Annotated in this window: 14 protein-coding genes; 7 read left to right on the forward strand and 7 right to left on the reverse strand. The window is 55.8% G+C overall.

The features are described from left to right. The 5 genes from ABLV78_RS20895 to pdhR all read right to left on the reverse strand — a co-directional run bounded on the left by ABLV78_RS20895 (window position 1) and on the right by pdhR (window position 7,566). Window positions 1-285: a hypothetical protein gene (locus ABLV78_RS20895; RefSeq protein WP_045390053.1), complete on the reverse strand. Its 285-nt coding sequence runs from the start codon at window positions 283-285 to the stop codon at window positions 1-3. A gap of 165 nt (window positions 286-450) precedes the next feature. After that, a complete protein-coding gene (gene lpdA / locus ABLV78_RS20900) occupies window positions 451-1,875 on the reverse strand; it encodes a dihydrolipoyl dehydrogenase (RefSeq protein WP_015368220.1) in 1,425 nt (474 codons plus the stop codon). A gap of 206 nt (window positions 1,876-2,081) precedes the next feature. Next, a complete protein-coding gene (gene aceF / locus ABLV78_RS20905; protein ID WP_047042662.1) occupies window positions 2,082-3,968 on the reverse strand; it encodes a pyruvate dehydrogenase complex dihydrolipoyllysine-residue acetyltransferase in 1,887 nt (628 codons plus the stop codon). Between the two features lie 14 nt (window positions 3,969-3,982). Further along, on the reverse strand, window positions 3,983-6,646 hold the full coding sequence (aceE, locus tag ABLV78_RS20910; protein ID WP_015368222.1) for a pyruvate dehydrogenase (acetyl-transferring), homodimeric type: 2,664 nt from the start codon (window positions 6,644-6,646) through the stop codon (window positions 3,983-3,985). A gap of 140 nt (window positions 6,647-6,786) precedes the next feature. Then, window positions 6,787-7,566 carry a pyruvate dehydrogenase complex transcriptional repressor PdhR gene (gene pdhR, locus ABLV78_RS20915; protein ID WP_015368223.1) on the reverse strand — a complete coding sequence of 260 codons (780 nt, stop codon included), beginning with the start codon at window positions 7,564-7,566 and terminating at the stop codon, window positions 6,787-6,789. A 645-nt stretch (window positions 7,567-8,211) separates the two neighbouring features. On the opposite strand from pdhR, the gene aroP reads away from it, so the two are divergent. From aroP to ABLV78_RS20930, 3 genes are all read left to right on the forward strand, one after another. Continuing rightward, window positions 8,212-9,585 (forward strand): aromatic amino acid transporter AroP, encoded by a 1,374-nt coding sequence (gene aroP, locus ABLV78_RS20920; protein ID WP_161801884.1) that lies wholly within the window; start codon window positions 8,212-8,214, stop codon window positions 9,583-9,585. Between the two features lie 171 nt (window positions 9,586-9,756). Beyond that, window positions 9,757-11,163, forward strand: coding sequence for a glycoside-pentoside-hexuronide (GPH):cation symporter (locus tag ABLV78_RS20925; protein WP_015704413.1), 1,407 nt, complete (start codon window positions 9,757-9,759; stop codon window positions 11,161-11,163). Next, entirely contained in the window at window positions 11,163-12,113 is a 951-nt protein-coding gene (locus tag ABLV78_RS20930; protein WP_047042665.1) for a glycoside hydrolase family 43 protein, read from the forward strand. Before ABLV78_RS20925 ends, ABLV78_RS20930 begins: the two co-directional genes overlap by 1 nt. 177 nt (window positions 12,114-12,290) lie before the next feature. Here ABLV78_RS20930 and ampE read toward each other — a convergent pair whose 3' ends face one another. Continuing rightward, the gene (gene ampE, locus ABLV78_RS20935) at window positions 12,291-13,145 is read right to left on the reverse strand and encodes a beta-lactamase regulator AmpE (RefSeq protein ID WP_015368228.1); all 855 of its coding nucleotides are present in this window, start codon (window positions 13,143-13,145) and stop codon (window positions 12,291-12,293) included. Beyond that, window positions 13,142-13,705 (reverse strand): 1,6-anhydro-N-acetylmuramyl-L-alanine amidase AmpD, encoded by a 564-nt coding sequence (gene ampD, locus ABLV78_RS20940; RefSeq protein WP_047042669.1) that lies wholly within the window; start codon window positions 13,703-13,705, stop codon window positions 13,142-13,144. Before ampD ends, ampE begins: the two co-directional genes overlap by 4 nt. A gap of 137 nt (window positions 13,706-13,842) precedes the next feature. Here ampD and nadC point away from each other — a divergent pair, with 137 nt between their 5' ends. From nadC to hofC, 4 genes are all read left to right on the forward strand, one after another. Continuing rightward, window positions 13,843-14,736, forward strand: a complete 894-nt coding sequence (gene nadC / locus ABLV78_RS20945) for a carboxylating nicotinate-nucleotide diphosphorylase (RefSeq protein ID WP_015368230.1) — start codon at window positions 13,843-13,845, stop codon at window positions 14,734-14,736. A gap of 180 nt (window positions 14,737-14,916) precedes the next feature. Further along, window positions 14,917-15,348: a prepilin peptidase-dependent pilin gene (ppdD, locus tag ABLV78_RS20950; RefSeq protein ID WP_020079603.1), complete on the forward strand. Its 432-nt coding sequence runs from the start codon at window positions 14,917-14,919 to the stop codon at window positions 15,346-15,348. Window positions 15,349-15,358: 10 nt separating this feature from the next. Next, the gene (gene gspE / locus ABLV78_RS20955; RefSeq protein ID WP_047042672.1) at window positions 15,359-16,744 is read left to right on the forward strand and encodes a type II secretion system protein GspE; all 1,386 of its coding nucleotides are present in this window, start codon (window positions 15,359-15,361) and stop codon (window positions 16,742-16,744) included. Next, window positions 16,734-17,939 carry a protein transport protein HofC gene (gene hofC / locus ABLV78_RS20960; RefSeq protein WP_047042675.1) on the forward strand — a complete coding sequence of 402 codons (1,206 nt, stop codon included), beginning with the start codon at window positions 16,734-16,736 and terminating at the stop codon, window positions 17,937-17,939. The genes gspE and hofC overlap by 11 nt, the downstream gene beginning before the upstream one ends. Window positions 17,940-17,941: the final 2 nt, after the last annotated feature.

A 17,941-nucleotide genomic window follows, 5' to 3' on the forward strand; every position in this document is an offset into this window, starting at 1 on the left:
TTAGCCCTGGTGCGGCATCAGCTCCGGATAACCGGCAAAAGCAGGTTTCTGACTGGTCAGCGCCGCTTCATCCGAGCTGATGCTCCCGGAATTCGCCGCCCACACCCCTTCATTGGTCTTCGTCACCAACTGATGCTGCGCATTCAGATCCTGGCCCATCGCCGCAATATGGGTACTTTCGGTACCGCCGCTGTTCGCCGCCCATGGAATTGTCGCATCAGCCGCGCAGGCCATACCGGATACTAACGTCGTGGCTAACAGCGCCGTGGTCAATAAGCGTTTCATCTCACACCTCAGATACATAATTAACTGCCTATTAGTTTACTGAGTGACTATTTTCAAAGTATGTATGAGGTGTAGCGGTTTGTGAACAGGGACATAGTTCTAAACATTAGCGATAAAAAAAGCGGCTCTTAGAGCCGCTTACGCATTTTTAGCTGAAAGAAAAAGTTACTTTTTCTTCGCTTTCGCGTTTGGCAGGTCGGTAATGCTACCTTCGAAGACTTCTGCCGCCAGGCCAACAGACTCGTGCAGAGTCGGGTGAGCGTGGATAGTCAGCGCGATGTCTTCAGCGTCGCAGCCCATTTCGATAGCCAGACCGATTTCACCCAGCAGCTCGCCGCCGTTGGTGCCGACAATCGCGCCGCCGATAACACGGTGGGTCTCTTTGTCGAAGATCAGTTTGGTCATACCGTCTGCGCAGTCGGAAGCGATAGCACGGCCGGAAGCAGCCCACGGGAAGGTGGCGGTTTCGTAGCTGATGCCTTTCTCTTTCGCTTCTTTCTCAGTCAGGCCAACCCATGCTACTTCTGGCTCGGTGTAGGCGATGGACGGGATCACTTTCGGATCGAAGTAGTGTTTCAGGCCGGAGATAACTTCTGCGGCAACGTGACCTTCGTGTACACCTTTGTGCGCCAGCATCGGCTGACCGACGATATCGCCGATAGCAAAGATGTGCGGCACGTTGGTGCGCATTTGTTTGTCAACGCGAATGAAGCCGCGATCGTCAACTTCCACGCCGGCTTTGCCTGCGTCGAGGTTTTTACCGTTCGGCACGCGGCCGATAGCTACCAGCACCGCGTCGTAACGCTGCGCTTCCGCCGGGGCTTTTTTGCCTTCCATGGAAACGTAAATACCGTCTTCTTTTGCTTCAACGGCAGTCACTTTGGTTTCCAGCATCAGGTTGAATTTCTTGCTGATACGCTTGGTGAAGACTTTAACCACGTCTTTGTCGGCAGCCGGGATAACCTGGTCGAACATTTCAACCACGTCAATCTCTGAACCCAGCGCATGGTATACGGTACCCATTTCCAGACCGATGATACCGCCGCCCATAACCAGCATGCGTTTCGGTACAGATTTCAGTTCCAGAGCGTCGGTGGAATCCCAAACGCGCGGATCTTCATGCGGGATAAACGGCAGCTGAATCGGACGGGAGCCCGCCGCGATGATCGCGTTGTCGAAGTTAATCACGGTTTTGCCGTTTTCGCCTTCAACTTCCAGGGTGTTAGCGCCGGTGAATTTACCCAGACCGTTAACCACCTTCACTTTACGACCTTTGGCCATGCCAGCCAGACCACCGGTCAGCTGAGTGATGACTTTTTCTTTCCAGGTGCGGATCTTGTCAATGTCGGTTTTCGGTTCGCCGAAAACGATGCCGTGTTCGGCCAGCGCTTTCGCTTCTTCGATAACTTTTGCAACGTGCAGCAGTGCTTTAGAAGGGATACAACCCACGTTCAGGCAAACGCCGCCCAGCGAGCTGTAACGTTCTACGATGACGGTTTCCAGACCTAAATCAGCGCAACGGAAGGCTGCAGAGTAGCCTGCAGGACCTGCCCCAAGTACCACGACCTGAGTTTTGATTTCAGTACTCATCATGACCTCTGTAATTTATATCCGGCGGGTCTGACGCTTTTATTATTACGCCCAAGTCCACCGGGACGTTCTATCCGCGTGTATTTTACAAAATTGTTAACAATTTTTAAACAACAAACGGCAAACGATTTTGTCCTTTGTTGCTGATAATCCCCAACAGCCTGAGGTTATCAGAAAAAAGCCGGCCGTCAGGCCGGCTTTTTCGCTTACATCACCAGGCGGCGAATGTCGCTCAAGGTGTTGTTAATGATGGTAATGAAGCGGGCACCATCAGCACCGTCGATGACGCGGTGGTCGAAGGACAGAGAGATCGGCATCATCAGACGCGGAACGAACTCTTTACCATTCCATACCGGCTCCATCGCGGACTTAGACACGCCCAGGATGGCCACTTCCGGCGCGTTAACAATCGGCGCGAAGTGGGTAGTACCCAGGCCGCCGATGCTGGAGATGGTGAAGCAACCGCCCTGCATTTCGCCAGCAGTCAGCTTGCCATCGCGCGCTTTCTTCGAGATGGTGGTCAGCTCGCGAGACAGCTCGGTGATGCTCTTCTTGTTCACGTCTTTAAAGACCGGAACCACCAGACCGTTCGGAGTATCTACCGCCACACCGATGTTGATGTATTTCTTCAGCGTCAGGCGCTGACCGTCTTCGGACAGCGAGCTGTTGAAGCGCGGCATCTGCTCAAGCGCAGCGGCAACGGCTTTCATGATGAAGACCACTGGGGTGAATTTCACATCCAGTTTGCGCTTCTCAGCTTCGGCATTCTGCTGCTTACGGAACGCTTCCAGATCGGTGATATCGGTTTTGTCGAAGTGCGTAACGTGCGGGATCATCACCCAGTTACGGCTCAGGTTAGCACCAGAGATTTTCTGGATACGACCCAGTTCCACTTCTTCGATTTCGCCAAACTTGCTGAAGTCAACTTTCGGCCATGGCAGCATGCCCGGCAGACCGCCGCCTGCGGCAGCAGCCGGTGCGGATTCAGCGCGTTTAACCGCTTCTTTCACGTAAGCCTGAACGTCTTCGCGCAGGATACGACCTTTACGGCCGGTCCCTTTCACTTTCGCCAGGTTTACGCCGAACTCGCGCGCCAGGCGGCGAATCAGCGGAGTCGCGTGAACGTAAGCTTCGTTTTCAGCGAATTCGGTTTTACCTTCTGCTTTCGCAGCCGGCGCGGCAGCTTTCTGAGCCGGTGCAGGTGCAGCAGCCGGTGCCGGTGCCGCAGCCTGAGCAGCAGCAGGCGCAGCGCCTTCCACTTCGAAGACCATGATCAGAGAGCCGGTAGACACTTTATCGCCGGTGCTGATTTTGATCTCTTTAACGGTACCCGCGAACGGCGCCGGAACTTCCATAGAAGCTTTGTCGCCTTCGACGGTGATCAGTGACTGCTCAGCGGCAACTTTATCGCCGACTTTTACCATCACTTCGGTGACTTCAACTTCGTCGCCGCCGATATCCGGTACGTTAACATCTTTCACGCCAGCCGCAGCAGCCGGTGCCGCTGCAGCCGGAGCGGCAGCCTGTGCCGGAGCGGCTGCAGGCGCAGCGCCCGCCACTTCGAAGATCATGATCAAGGAGCCGGTGGACACTTTGTCGCCGGTGTTGATTTTGATCTCTTTAACGGTACCCGCGAACGGCGCCGGAACTTCCATAGAAGCTTTGTCGCCTTCGACGGTGATCAGGGATTGCTCAGCAGCGATGGTGTCGCCCACTTTAACCATGATCTCGGTGACTTCAACTTCATCGCCGCCGATATCCGGTACGTGAACTTCTTTCGCTGCGCTTGCCGCCGGCGCTGCTGCCGGTGCCGGAGCAGCTGCTTTCTCTTCCTGCGCAGGTGCAGCGGCTGCTGCACCCTCGGCGGAATCGAAAATCATGATCAGTTTGCCAGTCTCGGTTTTGTCGCCGACGGAGACTTTAATCTCTTTCACGACGCCAGCCTGCGGAGACGGAACTTCCATAGAGGCCTTGTCGCCTTCTACGGTGATCAGCGACTGTTCAGCTTCCACTTTGTCGCCAACTTTGACCAGGATCTCGGTGATTTCAACTTCATCAGCCCCGATGTCCGGTACTTTGATTTCGATAGCCATTATTCTCTTACCTCTTACGCCAGACGCGGGTTAACTTTTTCTGCATCGATGTCGAATTTAGCAATGGCGTCAGCCACAACTTTCTTATCGATTTCACCACGTTTAGCCAGTTCGCCCAGCGCCGCAACGACCACGTAGGAAGCATCGACTTCGAAGTGGTGACGCAGGTTTTCACGGCTGTCGGAACGACCGAAGCCATCGGTACCCAGTACGCGGTAGTCATCAGCCGGTACGTAAGTACGAACCTGCTCGGCGAACAGTTTCATATAGTCAGTGGATGCCACAGCCGGAGCGTCGTTCATCACCTGAGCGATGTACGGTACGCGCGGAGTTTCCAGCGGGTGCAGCATGTTCCAGCGTTCGCAATCCTGGCCATCACGCGCCAGTTCGGTGAAGGAAGTGACGCTATACACGTCAGAACCCACGCCGTAGTCTTTCGCCAGGATCTGCGCTGCTTCACGAACGTGACGCAGGATAGAACCGGAGCCCAGCAGCTGAACTTTACCTTTGCTACCTTCGAGGGTTTCGAGTTTGTAGATACCTTTACGGATACCTTCCTCGGCGCCTTCCGGCATGGCCGGCATGTGGTAGTTTTCGTTCAGCGTAGTGATGTAGTAGTAAACGTTCTCTTGCGCTTCGCCGTACATACGAACCAGACCGTCATGCATGATGACAGCGACTTCGTACGCGTAAGACGGGTCGTAGGAAATGCAGTTCGGGATAGTCAGCGACTGAATGTGGCTGTGACCATCTTCGTGCTGCAGACCTTCGCCGTTAAGCGTAGTACGACCGGAAGTCCCGCCGATCAGGAAGCCGCGAGCCTGCTGATCGCCAGCCGCCCAGCACAGATCGCCGATACGCTGGAAGCCGAACATCGAGTAGTAGATGTAGAACGGAATCATCGGCAGGTCGTTGGTGCTGTAGGAGGTCGCAGCAGCCAGCCAGGATGCGCCTGCGCCCAGCTCGTTAATACCTTCCTGCAGAATCTGGCCTTTCTCGTCTTCTTTGTAGTATGCAACCTGCTCACGGTCCTGCGGGGTGTACTGCTGGCCGTTCGGGCTGTAGATACCGATTTGACGGAACAGACCTTCCATACCGAAAGTACGCGCTTCATCGGCGATGATCGGCACCAGACGATCTTTGATCGACTTGTTCTTCAGCATCACGTTCAGGGCGCGAACGAAAGCGATAGTGGTAGAGATTTCTTTGTTTTGCTCTTCCAGCAGCGCGCTGAAGTCGGCCAGGGTCGGCAGCTCCAGTTTTTCAGTGAATTTCGGCTGACGAGTCGGCAGGTAGCCGTTCAGCTTTTCACGTTGAGCGTGCAGGTAAGTGTGCTCTTCGGAACCTTCCGGGAAGGTTACGTACGGCAGTTTTTCGATATCGGCATCAGCCACCGGCACGTTGAAACGATCGCGGACGTAGCGAACGCCGTCCATGTTCATTTTCTTAACCTGGTGCGCGATGTTTTTACCTTCCGCGGTGTCGCCCATACCATAACCTTTGATGGTATGCGCCAGAATCACGGTCGGCTGGCCTTTGGTTTCCTGCGCTTTTTTCAGTGCAGCGTAGACTTTCTTCGGATCGTGGCCGCCACGGTTCAGGGCCCAGATCTGCTCGTCAGTCCAGTCGGCAACCAGTGCGGCGGTTTCCGGATATTTACCGAAGAAGTGCTCACGAACGTAGGCGCCGTCTTTGGATTTGAAGGTCTGGTAGTCGCCGTCAACGGTTTCGTTCATCAGCTGAATCAGCTTACCGCTGGTGTCTTTACGCAGCAGCTCATCCCAACGACCGCCCCAGATAACCTTGATAACGTTCCAGCCAGCACCACCGAAGATGCCTTCCAGTTCGTTAATGATTTTACCGTTACCGGTGACCGGGCCGTCCAGACGCTGCAGGTTGCAGTTGATGACGAAGACCAGGTTATCCAGTTTTTCACGGGTCGCGATGGTGATAGCGCCTTTAGATTCCGGCTCATCCATCTCGCCATCGCCCAGGAAGGCGTAAACAGTTTGCGCAGAGGTGTCTTTCAGACCACGGTGTTCCAGATATTTCAGGAATTTAGCCTGATAGATAGCGCCCAACGGCCCCAGACCCATCGATACGGTCGGGAACTGCCAGAATTCCGGCATCAGTTTCGGGTGCGGATAAGAGGACAGACCATTACCGTGAACTTCCTGACGGAAGTTGTTCATCTGCTCTTCAGTCAGACGACCTTCCAGGAAGGCACGTGCATATACGCCCGGAGAGATGTGGCCCTGGAAGTAAACCAGGTCGCCGCCGTCTTTCTCAGTGCGCGCACGGAAGAAGTGGTTGAAGCAGACTTCGTAGAAGGTAGCGGAAGACTGGTAGGATGCCATGTGGCCACCCAGTTCCAGATCTTTCTTCGATGCGCGCAGAACGGTCATGATGGCGTTCCAACGGATCGCTGAACGAATACGGCGTTCCAGCTCCAGATTGCCCGGGTATTCCGGTTCATCTTCAACGGCAATAGTGTTGACGTAATTATGCGCTGCCGCACCGGCCGCTACTTTCACGCCGCCTTTGCGGGCCTCAGAAAGAAGCTGGTCGATCAGATACTGAGCACGCTCAACACCTTCTTCACGGATGACCGATTCGATCGCCTGTTGCCAGTCGCGAGTTTCGATCGGATCCACGTCATTCTGGAAACGTTCTGACATGGGGGTATTCCTTATCTATCTAATCGTTGATTTAACTGGAACCTGTCCCATTGAACTCTTTAGTGTTTCACTCTGATGAACAACCAAAAATTCAATAAGACAGGTTCTGCGTTTAGTTGCCGCGCTCTAAAAAATGGCGCTTAAGAACCGGAGTTCTCGTCCTTTCGTTGCTGTAAACGACGCAATGAACGTTCTCTACGACTCTGTTCACGGCTACGATCCAGCAAAATTTCCTCAATGAACGCCAGGTGACGGTGCGACGCCTCACGCGCCTGCTCCGGCTCCCCGGCCATTATCGCCTCGAAAATGCGAGTACGATGGTTGCTGACCAACGGGAGCATTTCCCGGCGGGCATACAGCAATTCAAAGTTCTGACGAACGTTCTGTGCCAGCATCGGCTCCATACACCTTAGCAGATGGAGCAACACCACATTGTGCGCCGCTTCGGTGACGGCGATTTGGTACTGGACGACAGCGCCGGATTCGGCGTCGAGGTCGCCGGACTGTTGGGCCCGCTCAATGGCTTGATGCAGTTCGCGAATACGGTCGCGATCTTCATCATTGCTGCGCAGCGCCGCGTAATAAGCCGCGATGCCTTCCAGCGCGTGACGGGTTTCCAGCAAATCGAATTGGGATTCAGGGTGGTCGGACAGGAGCTCGACCAACGGGTCGCTAAAGCTCTGCCACAGGCTGCTTTGTACAAAGGTTCCACCGCCCTGGCGACGAAGCAACAGGCCCTTGGCTTCGAGGCGTTGAATCGCCTCACGGAGCGAGGGACGGGAAACGTCGAACTGTTTTGCCAGTTCGCGTTCAGGCGGGAGTTTTTCACCGGGGCGCAACGTCCCCTCAAGAATCAGAAACTCCAGCTGCTGCTCTATCACATCAGAAAGTTTTGGTTGGCGGATCTTGCTGTAGGCCATATTCCCTGTCTCTGCCATTCGCCCGGAGTCAATTGGTCTTACCAATTTAAAGTTCGTAGCGCTAAAGTAACAAAGTATTCACCTCCTGTCCATACAGGTTTTGATTGAAATCAGTAAACCTGGCCTTTTTTAACAACCTTACAGAAATAACGTTTCAGAAATGTAACCTTGCACAAAACTTACATTTACCCAGCAAGGGGTAGCATTAACTTTATATAAACGAAAAATTACGCTTTCTGAACCGATTCAAGAAGCAAAAAAGTGCATTTATAAACCAATAAAGTGAATAGATAACCAATTAAGGGTAGCGGCGGCGGTGGTAAGAAAAAATGACAAACGGTGTCTTTTTGTTCGTTCCGTCATCATCCCTTCATAAAGCAGGTGCATTCGCACGCCCTTACCATTATTCTTCATCAGGCGAAAGGTCTTTGAGGGAATTTCCGCTTTTCTTTCCGTAAAGAAATCAATACAAAAATGGAATTTCATAATTACACAAACACAACAATGTGTGCGTTGCGTCACTCGGGTAAAAACTGGCCTCAAACGCCTTGAAATTAGCTAACTATGCTATTTGGCAGAGACGGACAGCAAAGCAGCAACCTGAAGGATGAAGCGTATAAACATAATAACCACACACGAGGTTTCATGATGGAAGGTCAACAGCATGGCGATCGACTCAAGCGCGGCTTGAAGAACCGCCATATACAGCTCATTGCGCTAGGAGGCGCTATCGGTACGGGCTTATTCCTGGGTAGTGCGTCAGTGATTCAATCTGCAGGTCCTGGTATTATTCTCGGCTATGCTATCGCCGGGTTTATCGCCTTCCTGATCATGCGTCAACTCGGCGAAATGGTCGTCGAAGAACCGGTAGCCGGTTCATTCAGCCATTTTGCGTATAAGTACTGGGGCGGCTTTGCAGGCTTTGCCTCCGGCTGGAACTATTGGGTGCTGTATGTGCTTGTCGCCATGGCGGAGCTGACCGCCGTCGGCAAATATATCCAGTTCTGGTGGCCGGAAATCCCTACCTGGGCTTCGGCAGCAGTCTTCTTCATCGCCATTAACGCCATTAACCTGACCAACGTAAAAGTGTTCGGCGAAATGGAATTCTGGTTCGCGATTATTAAAGTCGTCGCGGTAGTGGCCATGATTCTGTTCGGCGCCTGGCTGCTGTTCAGCGGCAACGGCGGCCCGCAGGCGACGGTCAGTAACCTGTGGGATCAGGGCGGTTTCCTGCCGCACGGCTTCACCGGGCTGGTAATGATGATGGCGATCATTATGTTCTCCTTCGGCGGCCTGGAACTGGTGGGTATCACCGCGGCGGAAGCGGACAACCCGGAAAAGAGCATCCCGAAAGCCACCAACCAGGTTATCTACCGTATCCTTATTTTCTATGTAGGCTCCCTGGCCGTGCTGCTCTCACTGCTGCCGTGGACGCGCGTCACCGCCGATACCAGCCCGTTCGTCCTGATCTTCCACGAACTCGGCGACACGCTGGTGGCAAACGCCCTCAACATCGTAGTGCTGACCGCCGCGCTCTCGGTTTACAACAGCTGCGTATACTGTAACAGCCGTATGCTGTTCGGCCTGGCGCAGCAGGGTAATGCGCCGAAAGCGCTGCTGACCCTCGATAAACGCGGCGTACCGGTCAACACCATTATGGTATCCGCCGTAGTCACCGCGCTGTGCGTGCTGATCAACTACCTGGCGCCGGAATCGGCGTTCGGACTGCTGATGGCGCTGGTTGTCTCCGCGCTAGTGATTAACTGGGCAATGATTAGCCTCGCGCACATCAAATTCCGTCGCGCCAAGCAGCAGGAAGGCGTGAAAACACGTTTCCCGGCGCTGTTCTACCCGTTGGGTAACTGGGTATGCCTGCTTTTTATGGTCGCGGTACTGGCCATCATGCTGATGACCCCGGGGATGGCGATTTCGGTGTGGCTGATACCGGTATGGATTGCCGTTCTCGGCGTTGGCTATCTGTTTAAACAGAAAAGCGCCGGCGTCGTAAAAGCACAATAATACATCTCGTCACGCCGTGTCCGTCCTTTAGCGACGGGCACGGCGCATTGTTATCTGCTTCACACTTTCCTTCCTGTAACAGTTTTATCCATATCGATGACGGATTACTGCAACGTAATTCCCGACGCTAAGACCAATAATTCTCTCCAGACTGCAATGGAGAGTTCCAGGATGACAGGCAATAAACTTTCGCTGAAAGAAAAGATTGGCTACGGGATGGGCGATGCCGGATGTAACATTATCTTTGGCGCCATCATGTTGTTCGTTAACTATTTTTATACGGATATTTTTGGTCTTGCCCCGGCGCTGGTTGGGGTGTTGCTGCTTTCGGTGCGCGTCATCGACGCCGTCACCGACCCGATCATGGGGGCGATGGCCGACCGCACACGCAGTAAATATGGCCGCTTTCGCCCATGGCTGCTGTGGATGGCCTTCCCCTACGCCCTGTTCAGCGTGCTGATGTTCACCACCCCGGAATGGACCTACAACAGCAAGGTTATCTATGCCTTCGTCACCTACTTCCTGCTGTCGATAACCTATACCGCGATTAACATCCCCTACTGCTCTTTGGGGACGGTGATGACATCCGACCCGCAAGAACGTGTCGCCTGCCAGTCATACCGCTTTGTGCTGGTCGGTATCGCGACGCTTCTGCTCTCGCTGACTCTGCTGCCTATGGCGGAGTGGTTCGGCGGCGCTGATAAAGCCAAAGGTTATCAAATGGCGATGACCGTATTGGCGTTCATCGGCATGTGTATGTTTTTGTTCTGCTTCGCCACCGTACGCGAGCGCATCCGCCCGGCGGTCCAAACCAACGACGAGCTGAAAAAAGATCTCAAGGACGTGTGGAAAAACGACCAGTGGGTTCGCATTTTGCTCTTAACCCTGTGCAACGTTTGCCCCGGCTTTATCCGCATGGCCGCCACCATGTACTACGTCACCTGGGTGATGGGGCAAACTACCCACTTCGCCACCCTGTTTATCAGCCTTGGCGTCGTCGGCATGATGATCGGCAGCATGCTGGCGAAAGTGCTGACTGACCGCTGGTGTAAACTGCAGGTCTTTTTCTGGACCAACATTGTACTGGCGGTCTTCTCCTGCGCATTCTACTTCTTTAATCCGCATGCCACGACGCTGATTCTGGCACTCTACTTCCTGCTCAATATCCTGCATCAAATCCCGTCGCCGCTGCACTGGTCGCTGATGTCCGACGTTGATGACTACGGCGAGTGGAAAACCGGTAAACGGATCACCGGCATCAGCTTCTCCGGCAATCTGTTCTTCCTGAAAGTGGGGCTGGCGGTCGCCGGGGCCATGGTGGGTTTCCTGCTGTCGTGGTACGGCTACGATGCCGGCGCGAAGCAGCAAAGCGCCTCGGCGCTGAATGGTATCGTGCTGCTGTTCTCTGTGATCCCCGGCGTTGGCTACCTGATTACCGCAGGCGTCGTACGCCTGCTGAAAGTTGACCGCAATCTGATGCGCCAAATCCAGAGCGATCTGGAAAAACGCCGCAGTAACTACAGCGAACTGAATGAACTCCAGGAATTGAAAACCAGTGAACACGTAAGGAAAGCCTGATGAACAACTGGCCTAACCCCTTTATTGAACAACGCGCGGACCCTTTTATCCTGCGCCATAAAGACCACTACTATTTTATTGCCTCCGTACCGGAATACGATCGGCTGGAGATCCGCCGCGCCGCCACGCTGGAAGGCCTGCGTGAAGCCGAGCCGGTGACCGTCTGGCGCAAGCCGCAAAGCGGGCCCATGAGCCAGCTGATCTGGGCACCGGAGCTCCACCACATCGACGGCAAGTGGTATATCTATTTCGCCGCCGCCCCGACCCATGACCTCGACGCCGAGGGGATGTTCCAGCACCGGATGTTCGCCCTTGAGTGTACCGACAGCGATCCGCTCAGCGGCCGCTGGCAGGAAAAAGGACAAATCGTCACCCCGTTCGATACCTTCGCCCTCGACGCCACCACTTTCTGCCATCAAGGGAAACGCTGGTATTTATGGGCGCAGAAAGACCCGCAGATCGCCGGCAATACCAATCTCTATCTGGCGGAGCTGGAAAACCCGTGGACGCTAAAAGGCGCGCCGCTCATGCTGAGCAAGCCGGAGTTCGCCTGGGAATGCCGGGGATTTATGGTCAATGAGGGACCTGCGGTGCTGGTACACGGCGATAAGCTGTTTATCAGCTATTCCGCCAGCGCGACCGATGAAAACTACTGCATGGGATTATTATGGATCGACCGTGAAGCCGACCCGCTGGTGGCTGAAAACTGGCATAAATCCCCACAGCCGGTATTTCGTACCAGCTATGAAAACCGCCAGTATGGTCCCGGCCATAATAGCTTTACGCAAACGCCGGAGGGGGAAGATGTGCTGGTATACCACGCGCGCAACTACACCGAAATCGAAGGCGACCCGCTGTACGATCCTAACCGTCACACCCGGCTAAAGCTGGTACGCTGGCAAGAAAACGGGATGCCCGATTTCGGCATCCCGCCTGCTGACACGCTGTAGAGAATGAACAGCAAGCCGTCCGGGATCCAACGCCAGCGCTGGGATTTTCCCTGCTTACGCTGCGCTTAGCAGGGCTACCGCTTCTGGCTTACCGGGCCGCGGACCGTAGGCCGGATAAGCGCAGCGTCATCCGGCGATATAAGTGCGCCAAGCCCGGCAGCGCCTGGCTTCAGGCTGTTAAATCAAAGTCCCGTAGATGGTCAGCAGCGCCATAATCACCACCACCACCAGCGAAGTTTTCTTCGCCATGGAAACCGCCGCTTTTGGCGTCTCAACCGCATCGACGTGCGGCTCGCGGGCCAGCGAGAACTGGGCCAGACGAGTTAATACCTGATACTGTGAAGAGTGACGGTCGCCTAACGAGGCAAACCACGCCGGCAGCGCTTTTTCGCCGTGACCCAGCAGCGCGTATACCACGCCAACCAGGCGCACCGGCACCCAATCGACAATATGCAGAATACCGTCAATGCCGGACTGTAAACGATGGCGCGGCGTCTGATAGCGCGCAAGCCAGGTCTGCCAGGCGCGCAGGACGCTATAGGCCGTCAGCGTCAATAACCCCCACGGGCCGCCGACCACCAGCCAGAACAGCGGCGCGAGATAGTAGCGATAGTTGATCCATAGCAGCGCGTTCTGCAGTTCACGCAGATACTCCTGGCGATCGCAGCCCGGCGGCACGCCGTGAATAAGCGTTAGCTCGCTGGCCATCGAATCGCAGGCGTGGCTATCGTTGTTCGCCGCCGCCTTCAGATAGGCATGATAATGCAGGCGCACCTTACCCGCGCCAATACACAGCAGGCCAAGCAAAATCCAGAACACCAGCAGCGGTACGTTAAATAGCTGCCCTTGTAGCAGGCGTTGAATAACATATACCACCGCCACCGCGACGACGGTCATCAGCACGGTGCCGAACAGCGAGAAATGCTTCACGCGGCGGAACAGTACCTCCAGGCGATGATCGAGCTGCCAGTGCTCGCCAAGCTTGAACAGACGCTCGGCGATGAGAACCAGCAGCGTAGTAAACAACGTCATGGTATCTCCTTATGTGACGATGCGGCCAACATACCGCGGTATTTTGCCCAATCAAAGGCCGGGCCGGGATCCGTTTTGCGTACCGGCGCGATATCGCAATGGCCGGTAATATTATCAGCAATACCAGGATAACGCTGGATAAGCGCCCGGGTAATCGCCGCTAGCTGCTGGTACTGCGCCTCGGTGTAGGCCTGAGTATCCGTCCCTTCCAGCTCTATGCCGATCGAAAAATCATTGCAGCGCTCGCGGCCGTGATAGCTTGAGACGCCCGCATGCCATGCGCGCTTATCAAAGGGCACATATTGGACTATTTCGCCATCGCGGCGAATCAGACAATGCGCCGAAACGCGCAGATGGGCAATCCCGGCGAAGTAAGGATGCGCGTCGGCATCCAACGTACCGGTAAATAGCGCGTCAATCCACGGGCCGCCAAACTCCCCCGGCGGCAGGCTGATATTGTGTACCACCAGTAAAGAAGGGTTTTCATCGTCCGGACGGCAATCGTGATGCGGCGAAGGCACCCGACGCGCGCCCACCAGCCATCCGCCATTCAACTGCATGGGGAATCTCCTTTCGCAAACGTGGATCCCGGCGGCCCCACAGGCGACGCGAAATCCATTGGGTATGTGTGGTACAGAAACGTGGTTCAGGTTAGCATGTTTCCCACTTCTGAATCTTATCTATCTGGAGCTTTATCATGACGCCTCGTCGCTACAGCCCCGACCGCCGCCGTGACGCGCTGCTGGAACGTATTAATCTCGATATTACCGATGCCGTCGCGCAATCACTACGCGAAGATCTGGGCGGCGAAGTTGACGCTAACAACGATATTAGCGCGCAATTATTGCCGTCGGACGCGCGCTCTCACGCCGTCGTCATCACCCGCGAAGATGGGGTATTCTGCGGTAAGCGTTGGGTAGAAGAAGTTTTCATTCAGCTTGCCGGCGACGATGTCAGCATCACCTGGCACGTGGCTGACGGCGATACGGTAAAAGCCGATCAGCCGCTGTTCGAACTGGACGGCCCGTCGCGGGTGCTGCTGACCGGCGAGCGCACCGCGCTAAATTTCGTGCAGACCCTCTCTGGGGTAGCAAGCGAAGTGCGCCGCTACGTCGACCTGCTCAAAGGCACCAAAACGCAGCTACTTGATACGCGTAAAACGTTACCAGGCCTGCGTACCGCGCTGAAGTATGCGGTGCTGTGCGGCGGCGGCGCGAACCACCGTCTGGGCCTCTTTGACGCCTTCCTGATCAAAGAAAACCACATCATCGCCTCCGGTTCGGTACGCCAGGCGGTGGAAAAAGCCTTCTGGCTGCACCCGGACGTACCGGTGGAAGTCGAAGTCGAAACGCTGGATGAGCTGGACGAAGCGTTAAAAGCCGGCGCTGATATCATCATGCTCGACAATTTCACCACCGACCTGATGCGCGAGGCGGTGAAACGTACCAACGGCCAGGCGGCGCTGGAAGTCTCCGGCAACGTCACCTTCGATACCATTCGCGAATTCGCGGAAACCGGCGTTGACTATATTTCCGTCGGCGCACTCACTAAGCACGTGCGGGCGCTCGACCTGTCCATGCGTTTTCGTTAATTATCTCCCCGATATCCACCGGGTATCGGGGCTATTTTTGCGAGACGCCTCGCACGCTTCGCGTGCATCTTTGAAAGCACTACCGAAAAGCTGGATGCCTGCATCCTAAGCGTATTTTTCCTCCTCGCCGCAGCAACGTAATCGCGCCAAAGTCACCCCACAACCAACAAGGAGTGACTTATGGATAAGCAACGTGGTTTTACCCTGATCGAATTAATGGTGGTTATCGGCATTATCGCCATCCTCAGCGCCATCGGCATTCCCGCCTACCAGAACTACCTACGCAAAGCCGCCCTCACCGATATGCTGCAAACCTTTGTGCCCTACCGTACGGCAATAGAACTGTGCGCGTTGGACCACGGCGGACTAACCAGCTGCGATGGCGGCAGCAACGGTATTCCCTCGCCGTCGACTACCCGCTATGTATCGGCGATGAGCGTCGCCCAGGGCGTGGTCACCCTGACCGGGCAGGAGAGTCTGAACGGACTGGCCGTCACCCTGACCCCTTCCTGGGATAATGCCAACGGCATCACCGGCTGGCAGCGCGTCTGCGCCATCGGCGATGACAGCGCGCTAAAGCAGGCCTGCGAAGATGTCTTCCGCTTTAACTGAGGTGACAGCCATGAAAAGCGAACAGCTACTCTTACTCTGTCAGCGCCATCACGCCATTTTATTGAAGAGCGATGAGCAGACCATCGTTATCGCCGTCGTGGATACGCCGGCGCCAGAACTGATGGAAGCGCTGCGCTTCGCTACCCAAAAGCGTATCGATATTGAATGCTGGAGCCAGGATCGAATGGATAAGCATCAGCACGAGGCGCAACAGTCAGCATCAGAGTCCGCCACGGGTAACACCCGGGGCGTAACCGATCTGCTGAATCAAATTCTGGAGCAGGCGCTGCGCCAGCGTGCCTCTGATATTCATATTGAGCCGGCGGAAAAACAGCTGCGGATACGCCTGCGTGTCGATGGCGTGTTGCATGCCCTGCCGTTACTTGAGGCCGCGCTGGCTGCGCCAATGGCCGCACGGCTTAAGGTGCTGGGCAACCTCGATATTGCCGAGCATCGTCTACCGCAGGATGGACAGTTCACTCTGACGCTGGCCGGGCGCACGGTCTCCTTTCGCATTGCAACCCTCCCCTGCCGCGGCGGGGAGAAAATCGTCCTGCGTTTATTACACCAGGTGGAGCAGGCGCTGGATCTGGAAGCTCTGGGGCTCTCCTCTCGTCAGCTTGCTTTTTTCCGCGCCGCATTGAACCAGCCGCAGGGGTTGCTACTGGTTACCGGGCCGACAGGTAGCGGCAAAACCGTCACCCTGTATAGCGCGCTGCAGGCGCGGAATCGCGAAGAGGTTAATATCTGCAGCGTGGAAGATCCGCTGGAGATCCCGCTAATCGGTCTCAACCAAACGCAGATCAATCCGCGATCCGGCCTCACCTTTCAGAGCGTCCTGCGGGCGCTACTGCGTCAGGATCCGGACATCGTCATGGTCGGAGAAATTCGCGATGCCGAGACCGCGGAAATCGCCATTAAGGCCGCACAAACCGGGCATCTGGTGCTCTCTACATTACATACTAACTCCACCAGCGAAACGTTGATTCGCCTGCAACAAATGGGCGTGGCGCGCTGGATGATCTCCTCAGCGCTTTCGCTGGTGGTCGCCCAGCGGCTGGTGCGAAAACTGTGTCCCCACTGCCGGCGCGATGGCGGCCGCCCTACCGAAGTGCCGCACAGTCTTTGGCCACGCCCATTGCCCGGCTGGCTGGCGGTTGGCTGTCCGCAGTGCTACCACGGTTACTACGGCCGCCTGGCCTTATTCGAACTGCTGCCGGTGGATAGCGCGCTACGCGAGGCCATTAATCGCGATCTCAGCGCGGCGGAAATCGAAACGCTGGCCCGCGAAGCTGGCATGATGACGCTGTTTGAAAGCGGCTGTGACGCGGTGGAGCGCGGGTTGACCAGCCTGGAAGAAGTCGTGCGCGTTCTGGGGATCCCACATGGCGACTAAGCAGCTTTGGCAGTGGCGCGGGATGGATAAGCAAGGAATGCCGTGCGAAGGGGCACTCTGGCAAGAGACGCGCGCACAGGCGCTGGCATCACTGGAACAGCAGCGGATACTGCTGCTGGCGCTGCGGCGCCAAACGGTACAGGGTTCACTGTGGCGTCCGCGCTATAGCTGCGAGATTATCCGCCAGCTTGCCACGCTGCTGCAGGCTGGCTTACCGTTGGCCGAAGGGCTGGAGCTGCTGGCCCAACAACAGCCGTACAAACAGTGGCAGGCGCTGCTGCGAATGCTGGCGCAGGAACTGGCGCAGGGTGTTTCTCTCTCCAGCGCCCTGACGCAATGGCCGCGGGTCTTTCCGCCGCTCTATCTGGCGATGATCCGCACCGGCGAGCTCACCGGTAAGCTGGAACGCTGCTGCTTTCAGCTCGCGCTACAGCAGCAGGAACAGCAGCGTCTGACAAAAAAGGTAAAGAAGGCGCTGCGCTACCCAATGGTGATTCTGACTTTGGCGCTGGCGGTGGTCATGGCAATGTTGTTTTTCGTGCTGCCGGAATTCACCGCTATCTATCGGACCTTCAATACACCGCTCCCCTTGCTGACGCAAATGGTCATTCACATCGGCGATGCGTTGGCCCGCTACTGGCCGTTGCTGCCGCCGCTTTTTGCTATTCCGCTATTTCTCAACCAACTGGCCCGGCATCGGCCACGCTGGCTGCTGTTAAGGCAAAAGTTACTACACGCGATTCCGATTGCCGGTCGGCTAATCAACGGCCAACAGCTGAGCCAGATATTTACCATTCTTTCACTGACCCAAAGCGCGGGCATCAGCTTTGTACAAGGGCTGGAGAGCGTGGAGGAAACCATGGGGTGCCCGCTGTGGCGGCAGCGGATTGCACAGGCGCGCGCAGATATCATCCACGGCCAACCAATCTGGCAGGCGCTAACGAATTGCGGCGGATTCACCTTACTGTGTCTGCAGCTCATTCGTACCGGCGAGGCATCGGGAGCGCTGGATACGATGCTCGATAACCTGGCGCGCCATCATAGCGAGCAAACTCATCAACAGGCGGATAATCTGGCGACGCTGCTGGAGCCATTACTGCTGGCGGTGACCGGAACGATCGTTGGCGTACTGGTGGTAGCGATGTATCTCCCCATTTTTCATTTGGGAGACGCGCTCGGCGGGATGGGAAGTTAATG

The organism is Klebsiella sp. CN_Kp075 (assembly GCF_040065055.2).
Taxonomy (GTDB): Bacteria; Pseudomonadota; Gammaproteobacteria; order Enterobacterales; family Enterobacteriaceae; genus Klebsiella; species Klebsiella aerogenes.

Coding starts and splice junctions, on each gene's coding strand:
- gspE (WP_047042672.1), top strand. CDS start 15,359: ATGAAAAGCGAACAGCTACTCTTACTCTGTCAGCGCCATCACGCCATT.
- aroP (WP_161801884.1), top strand. CDS start 8,212: ATGATGGAAGGTCAACAGCATGGCGATCGACTCAAGCGCGGCTTGAAG.
- lpdA (WP_015368220.1), bottom strand. CDS start 1,875: ATGAGTACTGAAATCAAAACTCAGGTCGTGGTACTTGGGGCAGGTCCT.
- aceF (WP_047042662.1), bottom strand. CDS start 3,968: ATGGCTATCGAAATCAAAGTACCGGACATCGGGGCTGATGAAGTTGAA.
- ABLV78_RS20895 (WP_045390053.1), bottom strand. CDS start 285: ATGAAACGCTTATTGACCACGGCGCTGTTAGCCACGACGTTAGTATCC.
- pdhR (WP_015368223.1), bottom strand. CDS start 7,566: ATGGCCTACAGCAAGATCCGCCAACCAAAACTTTCTGATGTGATAGAG.
- hofC (WP_047042675.1), top strand. CDS start 16,734: ATGGCGACTAAGCAGCTTTGGCAGTGGCGCGGGATGGATAAGCAAGGA.
- nadC (WP_015368230.1), top strand. CDS start 13,843: ATGACGCCTCGTCGCTACAGCCCCGACCGCCGCCGTGACGCGCTGCTG.
- ABLV78_RS20925 (WP_015704413.1), top strand. CDS start 9,757: ATGACAGGCAATAAACTTTCGCTGAAAGAAAAGATTGGCTACGGGATG.
- ABLV78_RS20930 (WP_047042665.1), top strand. CDS start 11,163: ATGAACAACTGGCCTAACCCCTTTATTGAACAACGCGCGGACCCTTTT.
- ppdD (WP_020079603.1), top strand. CDS start 14,917: ATGGATAAGCAACGTGGTTTTACCCTGATCGAATTAATGGTGGTTATC.
- ampD (WP_047042669.1), bottom strand. CDS start 13,705: ATGCAGTTGAATGGCGGATGGCTGGTGGGCGCGCGTCGGGTGCCTTCG.
- ampE (WP_015368228.1), bottom strand. CDS start 13,145: ATGACGTTGTTTACTACGCTGCTGGTTCTCATCGCCGAGCGTCTGTTC.
- aceE (WP_015368222.1), bottom strand. CDS start 6,646: ATGTCAGAACGTTTCCAGAATGACGTGGATCCGATCGAAACTCGCGAC.